Here is a 13,229-nt window from a genome sequence, read left to right on the forward strand (position 1 = left end):
GGCACTCCGTGCCGTCATCGGGCCGTCAGTGTGATCGCGCGCACGTTGCGTAACCATGACAGCCGCGCTCCACTAACACCATGCTGACGCGAATCGACCACATCGGGATCGCCTGCCACGACCTCGACGCGACCGTGGAGTTCTACCGGGCCACCTACGGCTTCGAGGTGTTCCACTCCGAGGTCAACGAGGAGCAGGGTGTCCGCGAGGCCATGCTCAAGATCAACGATACGTCCGACGGCGGCGCCTCGTACCTGCAGCTCCTGGAGCCGACGCGGCCGGACTCGACCGTCGCCAAGTGGCTCGACAAGAACGGCGAGGGCGTCCACCACATCGCTTTCGGTACGGCGGATGTGGACGGCGACGCCGAGGACATCCGCTCCAAGGGCGTACGCGTTCTGTACGAAGAGCCGCGACGCGGCTCCATGGGGTCACGAATCACCTTCCTGCACCCAAAGGATTGCCACGGAGTACTGACAGAACTGGTCACTTCGGCGCCTGTTGAGTCACCTGAGCACTGACCCTCGTACATATGGGCCGGTAGGGTTGGGGGCGGTCGTCGCTCCAACCAGGGCGGCCGGTCCTGCTGCCTTGGACGGCGGGACATTGCCGGGGTCCGGGTTTCGGGGGACGAGCGTCGGGGCAGCAGCCCATGCTCCGTCGTTGATCTGACACCATTCCCCGGGGGCCCCGTTCGGCGGATGGACGGAGCTCGTTCGGGAAGCTTGCGACCAGGGACGGATGGGACCGCGCAGTGCGGGGCTACGAGAGCCAGGAGCGGGAGCCGGCGGCTGACGTCGACCACCTGACACGGTTCGAAGCCGAGATGAAGCGGCTGAAGACCGAGCGGGAAAAGGCGATCCAGCATGCCGAGGACCTCGGCTACCAGGTCGAGGTGCTGCGCGCCAAGTTGCACGAGGCGCGCCGCACACTCATGTCCCGGCCGTCCTTCGACGGCGGCGACCTCGGGTACCAGGCCGAACAGTTGCTGCGCAACGCGCAGATGCAGGCCGACCAGCTGCGGCAGGACGCCGAGCGCGAGCTCAGCCAGGTCCGGGCGCAGACCCAGCGCATCCTCCAGGAGCACGCCGAGCAGGCGGCCCGGCTCCAGGCGGAGCTGCACCAGGAGGCGGTCGCCCGCCGTCAGCAGCTCGACCAGGAGCTGGCCGAGCGCCGGCAGAACGTCGAGTCGCACGTCAACGAGAACGTGGCCTGGGCGGAGCAGCTGCGCGCCCGGACCGAGGCCCAGGCCCGGCGTCTGCTGGACGAGTCGCGCGCCGAGGCCGAGCAGGCCATGGCCGCCGCGCGCGCCGAGGCCGAACGGGTGGCCGCGGAGGCCCGCCAGCGGCTCCAGGCCGACGCCGAGCAGACCCGCGCGGAGGCCGAGCAGCTGCTGCTGCGCGCCCGCACCGACGCCGAGCGGATGCTGAACGCCGCCTCCACCCAGGCCCAGGAGGCCACCGACCACGCCGAGGCGCTGCGCAACTCCACGGTGAACGAGTCGGACTCGGCCCGCCGCCAGGCCGGTGAGCTCAGCCGCGCCGCCGAGCAGCGGATGGCCGAGGCCGAGGAGGCGCTGCGCAAGGCGCAGTCCGAGGCCGACAAGGTCGTCGCCGAGGCCAAGGCCGCCGCCGAGAAGGCGCTCGCGAGTGCCGAGTCGGCCAACGAGCAGCGCACCCGCACGGCGAAGGAGCAGGTCGCCCGGCTGGTCAGCGAGGCCAGCCAGGAGGCGGAGACCACCAAGGCGGACGCCGAGCAGGTCGTCGCCGACGCCCGCGCCGAGGCCGAGAAGATCGTCGCGGAGGCCTCCGAGAAGGCCCGCACGATCACCGCCGAGGAGAGCGCGACCCAGCTGTCGAAGGCGGCCAAGACCGCCGAGGACGTCCTGAACAAGGCGCAGGAGGACGCGCAGAGGACCACCAAGGCCGCCTCCGAGGAGGCCGAGCGGATCCGCCGCGAGGCGGAGACCGAGGCGGACCGGCTGCGCGCCGAGGCGCACGACATCGCCGAGCAGCTCAAGGGCTCCGCGAAGGACGACACCAAGGAGTACCGCGCCAAGACGGTCGAGCTGCAGGAGGAGGCCCGCCGGCTGCGCGGCGAGGCCGAGCAGCTGCGCGCCGACGCGGTCGCCGAGGGCGAGAAGATCCGCGCGGAGGCCCGCAAGGAGGCCGTCCAGCAGATCGAGGAGGGCGCCCGGTCCGCCGAGGAGCTGCTGTCCAAGGCGAAGGCCGACGCGGACGAGCTGCGCCAGAAGGCGACGACGGACAGCGAGAAGGTCCGCACCGAGGCCATCGAGCGCGCCACCACCCTGCGCCGGCAGGCCGAGGACACCCTGGAGCGCACCCGCGCCGAGGCCGAGCGCCAGCGCGACGAGGCGGTGGAGCTCGCCGAGACCATCACCTCCAACGCCGAGCGGGCCGCGAGCGAGCTGCGCGAGGAGACCGAGCGTGCGGTCGAGGCCCGGCAGGCGGAGGCCGCCGAGGAGCTGACCCGGCTGCACACCGAGGCGGAGGCCCGCCTGGCGTCCGCCGAGCAGGCGCTGACGGAGGCCCGGGAAGAGGCCGCGCGGATCCGCCGCGAGGCCGCCGAGGAGACCGACCGGCTGCGCGCCGAGGCCGCCGAGCGGATCCGTACGCTCCAGCAGCAGGCCGCCGACGAGGCGGACCGGCTGCGCACCGAGGCCGCCGCCGACGCGTCCGCCTCGCGGGCCGAGGGCGAGGCCGTCGCCGTACGGCTGCGGTCGGAGGCCGCCGCCGAGGCCGAGCGGCTGAAGTCGGAGGCCCAGGACACCGCCGACCGGGTGCGGGCGGAGGCGACGGCCGCCGCCGAGCGGCTGGCCGACGAGGCGACCGAGACGCTGGACGCCGCCCAGGAGGAGGCCGTCCGCCGGCGCCGCGAGGCCGAGGAGCTCCTCGGTTCCGCCCGCCAGGAGGCCGACCAGGAGCGCGAGCGGGCCCGCGAGCAGTCCGAGGAACTGCTGGCGTCGGCGCGCAAGCGCGTGGAGGACGCCGAGGCCGAGGCGTTCCGGCTGGTCGAGGAGGCCGACCGGCGCGCCGGCGAGATGGTCGGCGCGGCCGAGCAGCACGCCCAGCAGGTACGGGACTCGGTGTCCGGGCTGCACGAGCAGGCCCAGGAGGAGATCACCGGGCTGCGCTCGGCCGCCGAGCACGCGGCGGACCGTACCCGGCGGGAGGCCGAGGAGGAGGCGGACCGGGTCCGCGCCGACGCCTACGCCGAGCGGGAGCGGGCCAGCGAGGACGCGAGCCGGATCCGCCGCGAGGCGAACGACGCGGCCGAGGCCGCCCAGGAGCTGGCCGAGCGGACCGTCGCCGAGGCGATCGCGGAGGCCGAGCGGCTGCGCGCGGAGTCGTCCGCGTACGCCCAGCGGGTGCGCACGGAGGCCTCGGACGCGCTCGCCGAGGCCGACCAGGCCGCGGCCCGCACCCGCGCAGACGCCCGCGAGGACGCCAACCGCATCCGTTCGGACGCGGCCACGCAGGCCGACACGCTCATCACCGAGGCGCGCAACGAGGCCGAACGCCTGCAGACGGAGACCATCGCCGAGGCGGACCGGCTGACGAACGACACCGTCGCCGAGGCCGAACGGGTCCGCGCCGAGTCCGTCGCCAAGGCGGAGAAGCTGATCCAGGACGCGAGCGGGGACGCGGAGCGGCTGCGCGCCGAGGCCGCCGAGACGGTGGGTTCCGCGCAGCAGGCCGCCGAGCGGATCCGTGTCGAGTCGGAGCGGGTCAGGGCGCAGGCGGCGGCGGAGGCCGACCGCATGCTGAGCGTGGCCCGCGACGAGGCCGACGAGACGCTGGACTCGGCCCGCAAGGACGCCAACAAACGACGCTCCGAGGCCGCCGAGCAGGTCGACACGCTCATCACGGAGACCACGGCCGAGGTCGACAAGCTCCTCACGGAGGCGCAGGAGCAGGCCCTGCAGACCACCGCGGACGCCGAGTCGCAGGCCGACGCGATGGTCGGCGCGGCCCGCAGCGAGGCCGACCGGGTGGTGTCCGAGGCGACCCGCGAGGGAAACGCCCGGGTGGAGAAGGCCCGTACGGACGCGGACGAGCTGCTCGTCGGCGCCCGCCGGGACGCCACCGCGATCAGGGAGCGGGCCGAGGAGCTGCGCGACCGCATCACGGCCGAGATCGAGTCGCTGCACGAGCGGGCCCGCCGCGAGGCCGCCGAGACGATGAAGTCGACCGGCGACCGCTGCGACGCGCTCATCAAGGCCGCCGAGGAGCAGCTGGCCAAGGCTCAGGCCAAGGCGAAGGAGCTGGTGTCGGAGGCGAACTCCGAGGCCGGCAAGGTCCGTATCGCCGCCGTGAAGAAGGCGGAGGGCCTGCTGAAGGAGGCCGAGCAGAAGAAGTCGGCGCTCATTCGGGAGGCCGAGGAGCTCAAGGCCGAGGCGATCCGCGAGGCGCGCCGCACGGTCGAGGAGGGCAAGCGCGAACTGGAGGTCCTGGTGCGCCGGCGCGAGGACATCAACGCCGAGATCTCCCGGGTCCAGGACGTCCTGGAGGCACTGGAGTCCTTCGAGATCCCGTCCGGGAACAAGGACGGCGGGGTCAAGGCGAGCGCCAGCATCGGCGGCCCTCGATCGGGTGGGAAAGCCACGGACGGCTAGCGGAATGTGTGGATTGCGTTAAAGTCTGGCCTCTTTGCCTGAGTTTTTGGCAAGGGGTGCGCCGTGCAGCCACCCAAAAGGGGTGTCATTCCTCAGATCAAACACGCATACGCTCGATGACACAGCGCTCTGGCCCCTAGGATTCCACCTATCACCTCACCGGTCTCATTCGACAGGAACCCCATGAGCGACACTTCCCCCTACGGCTTCGAGCTTGTGCGGCGTGGGTACGACCGCGCTCAGGTGGACGAACGGATCTCCAAGCTCGTCTCCGACCGTGACAGCGCTCTCACCCGCATCACAGCTCTGGAAAAGCGCATCGAGGAGCTCCACCTCGAGACGCAGAACGCCCAGGCTCAGGTAAGCGACGCGGAGCCGTCGTACGCCGGTCTCGGCGCGCGTGTCGAGAAGATCCTCCGCCTCGCCGAGGAGGAGGCCAAGGATCTGCGCGAGGAGGCCCGTCGCGCGTCCGAGCAGCACCGTGAACTCGCCGAGTCGGCGGCCCAGCAGGTGCGCAACGACGCAGAATCGTTCGCTGCGGACCGCAAGGCCAAGGCCGAGGACGAGGGCGTCCGGATCGTCGAGAAGGCCAAGAGCGACGCGTCGCAGCTGCGCCAGGAGGCGCAGAAGGACGCGCAGTCGAAGCGTGAGGAGGCCGACGCCCTCTTCGAGGAGACCCGCGCCAAGGCCGCGCAGGCCGCCGCCGACTTCGAGACCAACCTGGCCAAGCGCCGCGAGCAGTCCGAGCGCGACCTGGCGTCCCGTCAGCAGAAGGCGGAGAAGCGTCTCGCGGAGATCGAGCACCGCGCGGAGCAGCTGCGTCTCGAGGCGGAGAAGCTGCGCACGGACGCCGAGCGCCGCGCCCGCCAGACCGTCGAGACGGCGCAGCGCCAGGCCGAGGACATCGTGGCCGACGCGAACGCCAAGGCGGACCGGATCCGTTCGGAATCCGAGCGCGAGCTGGCGGCCCTCACCAACCGCCGCGACAGCATCAACGCCCAGCTGACGAACGTCCGCGAGATGCTCGCCACGCTGACCGGCGCCGCGGTGGCCGCGGCCGGCACGCCGTCCACGGACGACGAGCCGATCTCCCGTGGGGTTCCGGCGCAGCAGTCCCGGTAGTCATCGGTGCGTGTGAGGGGCGGCGGGCCCGGGCCCGCCGCCCCTTTCGTGTGCGCGACGCTCGGGTGGCAGGCGCCGCGCGCCGGTCTTAGCGTGGCCGACATGATCGAGCTCCAAGGTCTGACGAAGCGGTACGGCGAGAAGGTCGCGGTCAACAACCTCACCTTCACCGTCAGACCGGGCATCGTCACGGGCTTCCTCGGTCCCAACGGCGCCGGCAAGTCCACGACGATGCGGATGCTGCTGGGCCTGGACCGGCCGACGTCCGGGGACGTCCGGATCGACGGCCGGCACTACGACCGGCTGAAGGATCCCCTCACGTACATCGGCGCCCTGCTGGACGCCAAGGCCGTGCACGGCGGGCGCAGCGCCTTCAACCATCTGCTGTGCCTGGCGCAGAGCAACGGCATCCCGAAGAGCCGGGTGCACGAGGTGCTGGACACCGTCGGGCTGACGGCCGTGGCGCGCAAGAAGGCCAAAGGGTTCTCGCTGGGCATGGGACAGCGGCTCGGCATCGCGGGCGCGCTCCTCGGCGATCCCCGGATCCTGATGTTCGACGAGCCGGTGAACGGCCTCGACCCCGAGGGCATCCACTGGATCCGCAACCTGATGAAGTCGCTGGCCGCGCAGGGGCGGACGGTGTTCGTGTCGTCCCACCTGATGAGCGAGATGGCGCTGACCGCCGACCACCTCGTCGTCATCGGGCAGGGCAGGCTGCTCGCCGACACCTCCATGGCCGATTTCATCGCCCGCAATTCCAGGGCGTACGTGCGCATCCGCACCCCGCAGCGCGAGCGGCTGCTCGACGTGCTGCACGACGCCGGGGTGACGGTAGTCGAGAGCGGCAGCGGGGTGCTGGAGGTGGACGGGGGCAAGGCCGAGCGGATCGGGGAGCTGGCCGCGCGGCACGGCGTGGTGCTGCACGAGCTGAGCCCCCAGCAGGCCTCCCTGGAAGAAGCGTTCATGCAGCTCACCGCCGAGTCGGTGGAGTACCACGCGCACAGCGACGAATCGCCCGGCCGGCAGTGGGGCGACGACTGGACGAGGAGGGGCTGACCATGGCGGCGATCCAGGTCGTGCGGTCCGAGTGGACCAAGATCCGGTCGGTGGCGTCCACCGTATGGACGCTCTCCCTCGCGGTGGTCGTCACCGTCGCCCTCGGCATGCTGATCTCGGCGCTGTCGAAGCACGAGTTCGACAACCTGAACGCCGCGGACCGGCTGTCCTTCGATCCGACCTACATCAGTTTCGCCGGGATGAGTCTCGGCCAGCTCGCGATGATCGTGTTCGGGGTGCTGGTGGTCTCCAACGAGTACAGCACCGGCATGATCCGCACCTCGCTGTCCGCGGTGCCCCGGCGCGGCGCCTTCCTCGCCAGCAAGATCGCGGTGGCGAGCGGGCTGGCGCTGGCCGTCGGGCTGGTGACGAGCTTCGTCACCTTCTTCCTGGGGCAGGCGATGCTCGGCACGCACCGCGCGCAGCTCGGGGACCCGGGCGTGCTGCGGGCGGTGATCGGCGGCGGGCTCTACATGACCCTCATCGCGGTGTTCTCGATGGGCGTGGCCGCGATGCTGCGCTCGCCGATGCTGTCGCTGGGCATCCTGATGCCGTTCTTCTTCCTGATCTCCAACATCCTGGGCCATGTGCCGGCCACGGAGAAGGTCGGCCGTTATCTGCCCGACCAGGCCGGCAGCAAGATCATGCAGGTGGTCGTCCCGGTCGACGACAGCACTCCGTACGGGCCCTGGGGCGGACTGGCGATCATGGTGGCGTGGGTGGTCGCGGCGCTCGCCGGCGGATATGTGCTGCTCCGCAAACGCGACGCGTGAAGTTCGGGGCTTTACTTTCATTTGAGCGGAACCGTCAGCGCCTCGCTAAGCTCCTAACCCTTACGGGGGCGTGTGCCCTGTTGTCCTGAGACCTGTCGATGGGTGCGGAGCATGATCGAGGCAGTCGGCCTGACCAAGCGCTACGGCGACAAGACCGCTGTGTACAACCTTTCCTTCCAGGTACGGCCGGGCGCCGTCACCGGCTTCCTCGGGCCGAACGGCTCCGGCAAGTCGACGACCATGAGGATGATCCTCGGCCTGGACAACCCCACCGCCGGGACGGTCACCATCGGCGGCTACCCGTACCGCAGGCTGCCGAACGCGGCCCGGCAGGTCGGCGCCCTGCTCGACGCCAAGGCCGTGCACGGCGGCCGGCACGCCCGCAACCATCTGCTGAGCCTGGCCCAGCTGTCGGGCATCCCGGCCCGGCGGGTGGACGAGGTGCTCGGCGTGGTCGGCCTCCAGGACGTGGCGAAGAAGCGGTCCAAGGGCTTCTCGCTCGGCATGGGCCAGCGGCTCGGCATCGCGGCGGCGCTGCTCGGCGACCCGCAGGTGCTGCTGTTCGACGAGCCGGTCAACGGCCTCGACCCCGAGGGCATCCTCTGGGTGCGCAACCTGATGAAGTCCCTCGCGGCGGAGGGCCGCACGGTCTTCGTCTCCTCCCACCTGATGAGCGAGATGGCGCTGACGGCGGACCATCTGATCGTCATCGGGCGCGGCCAGCTGCTCTCCGACATGAGCGTGCAGGACTTCATCGCGGCCAATTCCGCCGGTTTCGCGCGCGTCCGCACCCCGCACACCGAGCCGCAGCTGCGCGAGAAGCTCGCCGCGGCGCTGACGGCGGCGGGCGGCCATGTCCTCCCCGAGCAGGACGGCGCGCTCCGGGTGACGGGCCTGGTGCTGCCGCAGATCAGCGACATCGCCCACGACACCGACGTACGCCTGTGGGAGCTGTCGCCGCACCAGGCCTCGCTGGAGGAGGCGTACATGCGGATGACCCAGGCCGCCGTCGACTACCGCTCGACCATCGACCAGAAGGCCGGCCTCCAGCAGCCCCTGCCGCCCGGCACCACACCCCCCGTGCCGGTCCCCGGCCAGGGCCAGCCCGGCTGGTACGCCCCGCCCCCACCGCACCAGGGCTACGCCCCACCGCAGCCCGCACAGGGCGCCTACGCCGGTTACGCCGCCCCGGCCCCGGCCCCGAACGACGCCAACCCGTACGCCCAGCCCCCGGGCCGGCCCCCGGCACCGGTGGCCGCGCCCGCACAGCCCACCATGTCCCTGACGGCGCCCGCGCCGACGGCACCGGCCCTGGCGGGCCCGGCCACCGCCCCCGCCGCACCGGCGAGCCCCCCTGCGACCGCAGGCCAGACGGAGCCCGCCCCGGCAGCTCCCGCTGCCCCCGCGCCGCCCGCCCCTCAGGACCAGCCGCCCCCCGCATCCGCCTCCCTCACCAAGGCGCCCGCCGCTCCCTCCGCCGCCCCGACGAACCAGCCCGAGGACGCCCGATGAGTACGCCGCAGCACCCGTCCCCGCAGGCCGCCGCGCCCGCCGCGCCCGTCTGGCAAGGGGCGGCCGGTCCCGCGTATGCCGCAGGGCCCGGCGCGCTGCCCGGCTACACCTCGCCGATCCCGGTCGTGCGGACGCACCTCGGGCACGCCATCGCCTCGGAGTGGACGAAGATCCGGTCGGTGCGGTCGACGATGTGGACGCTGGGGGTGTTCGTACTCCTCGTCGTCGGCATCGGACTGCTGGTCGCGCTGATCGTCGACGCGAACGCCTCGGAGGGCGACCTCTCGGGTGAGAACCCGCTGTCGTTCGGCTTCTTCGGAGTGCTGCTGGGCAGCATGCCGATCATCACGCTCGGCGTGCTCACCACCGCCTCCGAGTACGGCACCGGCATGATCCGCACCACGATGGTCGCGTGCCCCTCGCGCGGCCGGGTCCTGGCGGCGAAGGGCATCGTGTTCTTCACGCTCGCGTTCGTCGTGACGCTGGTGTCGACGGGCTTCGTCGCCATGGTGGACGCGGCGATGTTCACCGTGGCGCGCGAGCCGTCCGGCGGCGAGTGGCTGAAGGCCACCGTCGGCGTGTCCCTCTACATCGCGCTGCTGGGCCTGCTGTCCCTCGCCGTGGGCTCGGTCATCCGGCACTCGGCGGGCGCCATCACCATCATGATCGGCCTGCTGCTGGCCCCGCTGGTCATCGCGATCTTCATGTTCTCGGAGTCCCTGGACGGGCTCCGCCAGGCCCTGTTCGAGTACTCGATCCCCAGCCAGCTGGGCGTCTGGTACTCGGCCTCGCTCAGCGACACCGGCCCGTCCGGCTGGGACCCGCTGTGGATCGCGCTGGGCGTCACGGCCGCCGTGTTCGGCGCCGCGTTCGCCCTCCTGGAGAAGCGGGACGTCTAGGGGGTGTTCTGAAAGTCCAGTGCGGTGCCCGCGGTGTCCGGTGCGTGCCCTCGGCGTGCCGGACGAAGGCCCTCGTAGCGGAGCTACTTGGGCCTTCGTCCGGTGCAGCGAGGGTGCGTGCCGGGCGCCGCGGGTGCTGTGCGGGACTTTCACAACACCCCCTGGGCCCGCGAAGGCCGCTCAGAAGCGAGGAGCGTTACGGGACCGCTGCGCCCCCGGGTTGCGGCGGTCCCGCGCGTTCCAGCAGGCCTTGTGCCAGTGCCGGCGGTCGTCGACTCCCGAGTGCTCGGGCCACGCGACGACGTGCGGGACGCCGTCCGGGATCATCTGGTCGCAGCCGGGGCACCGGTACGTCTTGCCCTGCGCGCTCGCGCCGGCCACATGCCGCACGTTCCACTCGTCGCCCTGCCAGCTCACCGAGGACTGCCAGCCGCCGTAACGGCTCGAGCGGTCGTCCTCGGCACTCCGGCCGGACGAGCCCTCACCCTTGGGTCGGTTGCGACGCGGGGACACGGGACACCTCACGGGGCTATACAGGAAGCAGGATTCCTGTCCAGCCTACGCGGCGCCGACGCGGGTACCCGTAGGGGAACGATCCTCACCGATCGGCCCAAGTCCCCCTCCCTGACACCCCATTCTGCAGACAATCGGCAAATCTCTCCGCCAGGCCGTGTCCTCGGCACGTGTCAGACGGTTATGCCGGGTGGGGGAGCTCCGTGTCGGAGCCAAGGAAGCAGGAAAGTCCATGCGCGTTGGTAGTTTCGTGTTGGGTGCCCAATTCCCCGGGCAGGGCCACGGGGAGGCGCTGCACCGGGCCGTCCGGTCGGCCGAGGTCGCCGAGGAGGCGGGTCTCGACACCGTCTGGCTGGGCGAGCACCACTTCGTGCCGTACGGCACATGCCCGTCGGCGGTCACCCTGGCCGCTTTACTGCTGGGCCGCACCCGGCGCATCCGGGTCGGTACGGCGGTGAGCGTCCTGCCCACCGCCCACCCCGTCGCCCTCGGCGAACAGGCCGCGCTGCTGCATCTGACGAGCGGCGGCCGGTTCTCGCTGGGCGTGGGCCGCGGCGGGCCGTGGGTCGACCTGGAGGTGTTCGGCCCGGGCCTGGCGGCGTACGAGAAGGGGTTCCCGGAATCACTCGATCTGCTGGTGCGCTGGCTGCGCGAACCCTCCGTGGGCGCCGACGGGGAGCGCTTCCGCTTCCGTGAAGTCCCCGTCGTACCACGCCCGTCGGAGGCACTGACGGACGCCGCGGGCCCGGAGGTCGTCGTCGCGTGCACCTCGCCCTCGAGTGTGCGGCTGGCCGCCGAGCGCGGGCTGCCGATGCTGCTCGGCATGCACGTCGGGGACGAGGAGAAGGCCGAGATGGTCGCCCTGTGGCGGCAGTACGCGCGCGCTGCGGGGCGCTCCGGGGACGAGATCCGGGCCGCGGCCCATGTCTCGGCGGGCGTCTGCCAGGTCGCGGACCGGCGTACGGACGCGGTGGAGACCCTGGTGAAGGCGATGCCGGGCTGGCTGAAACAGGGGCTGGACGCCCATGTGACGGTGGACGGCCGCGCCCGCTCGATGCGGGACCCGGTGGCGTACACCGAACTGCTCTGCGGGCTGCACCCGGTGGGCACTCCGCGGTTGTGCGTCGACCGCCTGGCGGCGACCAGCGAGCGGACCGGCATCTCACGCTTCGCCCTGCTGGTCGAGGGCTCGGGCGATCTGGCGGCCACCGAGGAGAACGTACGGCGGCTGGGCGCGGAGGTACTCCCCCACCTCCGCTGACACCCATGCCGAACGGCCCCACCGGGCCGGGAGCTTGCCGCTCCGGTACTGATGGCACCTCCCACGTGAGGAGCGGCAAGCAACAGGCTCACACCGATGCCTCAGCAGTCCCGGAACTCCGGCGACTGGTTCAGCACCTGGCTGCGCACGGAGGTGAAGCGGGCGAGCTTCTCGTCGACAGCCGGGTCCAACGGGAACACCGCCACCCGGTGGCAGTTCTGGAAGGCCAGCCGTACACCGAAGTGCCGCTGCAGGGCGCCGCGTATGGCGTCACTCGCGAGCGCGCGCAGCAACTGCCCGCGCGCCCGCTCGTCCGGCGGGGGCGTCTGGTTGTCGGCGAAGGCTCCGCCGTCCACCTTCAGCTGGGCCACCAGGGAGCTGATCATCTCCCATGCGTAGGGCAGGGAGGTCCGGACGCAGTCGACGAATTCAGCTTCGTCGACCTCGCCTCGCTCGGCCTGTTCGAGTAGGGCCGGTGAGACGTCGAGCGACATGGGTTCTCCTCTCGCACCCCCGGAACAGCAGGGGTTGCCGGACAGGGCAGGGGGAGTTCGCCATGCCGAAACCACCGCAACGCTGAGTACACGCATCGCGACCTCCCGTTCACTACGGTAGGCAACGGACCGTGACCGCACCAGGAGAATGGGCACATAGGGGAGTCCTATGTGGCACACAATCGGCCAGATACGGTGCAGGTTCGAACGATCGGTTTCCAGGGCGAATCGCGTGGGGCCTTTGGTGTCGGATAGCGTTGCGGACCATGCGTCTCGTCATCGCCCGGTGCTCCGTCGACTACGCCGGCCGGCTCACCGCCCATCTCCCCTCCGCCCCCCGTCTCATCCTGGTGAAGGCGGACGGCAGCGTCTCGATCCACGCGGACGACCGGGCCTACAAGCCCCTGAACTGGATGTCGCCGCCCTGCACGCTGAAGGAGGGCACGGGCGACGAGGAGGGCGTCTGGACGGTCGTCAACAAGGCGGGCGAGAAGCTCATCATCACGATGGAGGAGATCCTCCACGACTCCTCGCACGAACTGGGCGTCGACCCGGGCCTGATCAAGGACGGCGTGGAAGCGCACCTCCAGGAGCTGCTCGCCGACCGTATCGAGACCCTCGGCGAGGGCTACACCCTGATCCGCCGCGAGTACATGACGGCGATCGGCCCGGTCGACATCCTGTGCCGGGACGCGGAGGGCCGGACCGTCGCGGTCGAGATCAAGCGGCGCGGCGAGATCGACGGCGTCGAGCAACTCACCCGCTATCTGGAGCTGTTGAACCGCGACCCCCACCTCGCCCCGGTGCGCGGCATCTTCGCCGCCCAGGAGATCAAGCCCCAGGCCCGCGTCCTGGCCACGGACCGCGGCATCGGCTGCCAGGTCCTGGACTACGACGCGATGCGGGGCATCGAGGACGACAAGCTGCGGCTGTTCTGAGCGACGCCGCTACGACGACGAGGGC

Annotated in this window: 11 protein-coding genes; 9 read left to right on the plus strand and 2 right to left on the minus strand. The window is 71.5% G+C overall.

Features of this window, described 5'->3' with window-relative positions; all coding sequences use genetic code 11:
* Window positions 1-80 precede the first annotated feature (80 nt).
* From mce to ACIRF9_RS44825, 7 genes are all read left to right on the plus strand, one after another.
* The gene (mce, locus tag ACIRF9_RS44795) at window positions 81-521 is read left to right on the plus strand and encodes a methylmalonyl-CoA epimerase (RefSeq protein WP_403835083.1); all 441 of its coding nucleotides are present in this window, start codon (window positions 81-83) and stop codon (window positions 519-521) included.
* 233 nt (window positions 522-754) lie between these two features.
* Window positions 755-4,636, plus strand: a complete 3,882-nt coding sequence (gene scy, locus ACIRF9_RS44800) for a polarized growth protein Scy (protein ID WP_403835086.1) — start codon at window positions 755-757, stop codon at window positions 4,634-4,636.
* Between the two features lie 183 nt (window positions 4,637-4,819).
* Window positions 4,820-5,758, plus strand: a complete 939-nt coding sequence (locus ACIRF9_RS44805) for a cellulose-binding protein (RefSeq protein WP_403835088.1) — start codon at window positions 4,820-4,822, stop codon at window positions 5,756-5,758.
* Window positions 5,759-5,860: 102 nt separating this feature from the next.
* Complete coding sequence (locus tag ACIRF9_RS44810) at window positions 5,861-6,814, plus strand: ABC transporter ATP-binding protein (RefSeq protein WP_403835091.1); 954 nt, start codon at window positions 5,861-5,863, stop codon at window positions 6,812-6,814.
* 2 nt (window positions 6,815-6,816) lie between these two features.
* Window positions 6,817-7,587: an ABC transporter permease gene (locus ACIRF9_RS44815; protein WP_403835093.1), complete on the plus strand. Its 771-nt coding sequence runs from the start codon at window positions 6,817-6,819 to the stop codon at window positions 7,585-7,587.
* Between the two features lie 111 nt (window positions 7,588-7,698).
* Window positions 7,699-9,099, plus strand: coding sequence for an ABC transporter ATP-binding protein (locus tag ACIRF9_RS44820; RefSeq protein WP_403835096.1), 1,401 nt, complete (start codon window positions 7,699-7,701; stop codon window positions 9,097-9,099).
* The gene (locus tag ACIRF9_RS44825) at window positions 9,096-9,998 is read left to right on the plus strand and encodes an ABC transporter permease (RefSeq protein WP_403835098.1); all 903 of its coding nucleotides are present in this window, start codon (window positions 9,096-9,098) and stop codon (window positions 9,996-9,998) included. Before ACIRF9_RS44820 ends, ACIRF9_RS44825 begins: the two co-directional genes overlap by 4 nt.
* A gap of 180 nt (window positions 9,999-10,178) precedes the next feature.
* Here ACIRF9_RS44825 and ACIRF9_RS44830 read toward each other — a convergent pair whose 3' ends face one another.
* A complete protein-coding gene (locus tag ACIRF9_RS44830; protein ID WP_403835101.1) occupies window positions 10,179-10,511 on the minus strand; it encodes an ATP/GTP-binding protein in 333 nt (110 codons plus the stop codon).
* A gap of 232 nt (window positions 10,512-10,743) precedes the next feature.
* Between ACIRF9_RS44830 and ACIRF9_RS44835 the strand changes: the two genes are divergently transcribed.
* The gene (locus ACIRF9_RS44835; RefSeq protein ID WP_403835103.1) at window positions 10,744-11,772 is read left to right on the plus strand and encodes an LLM class flavin-dependent oxidoreductase; all 1,029 of its coding nucleotides are present in this window, start codon (window positions 10,744-10,746) and stop codon (window positions 11,770-11,772) included.
* Between the two features lie 101 nt (window positions 11,773-11,873).
* On the opposite strand, the gene ACIRF9_RS44840 is transcribed toward ACIRF9_RS44835, so the two are convergent.
* Window positions 11,874-12,266 carry an SCO5389 family protein gene (locus ACIRF9_RS44840; protein WP_403835106.1) on the minus strand — a complete coding sequence of 131 codons (393 nt, stop codon included), beginning with the start codon at window positions 12,264-12,266 and terminating at the stop codon, window positions 11,874-11,876.
* A 266-nt stretch (window positions 12,267-12,532) separates the two neighbouring features.
* Between ACIRF9_RS44840 and nucS the strand changes: the two genes are divergently transcribed.
* Complete coding sequence (nucS, locus tag ACIRF9_RS44845) at window positions 12,533-13,204, plus strand: endonuclease NucS (RefSeq protein WP_403835108.1); 672 nt, start codon at window positions 12,533-12,535, stop codon at window positions 13,202-13,204.
* Window positions 13,205-13,229 lie beyond the last annotated feature (25 nt).

This window comes from Streptomyces sp. NPDC096132 (assembly GCF_044763345.1).
Taxonomy (GTDB): domain Bacteria; phylum Actinomycetota; class Actinomycetes; order Streptomycetales; family Streptomycetaceae; genus Streptomyces.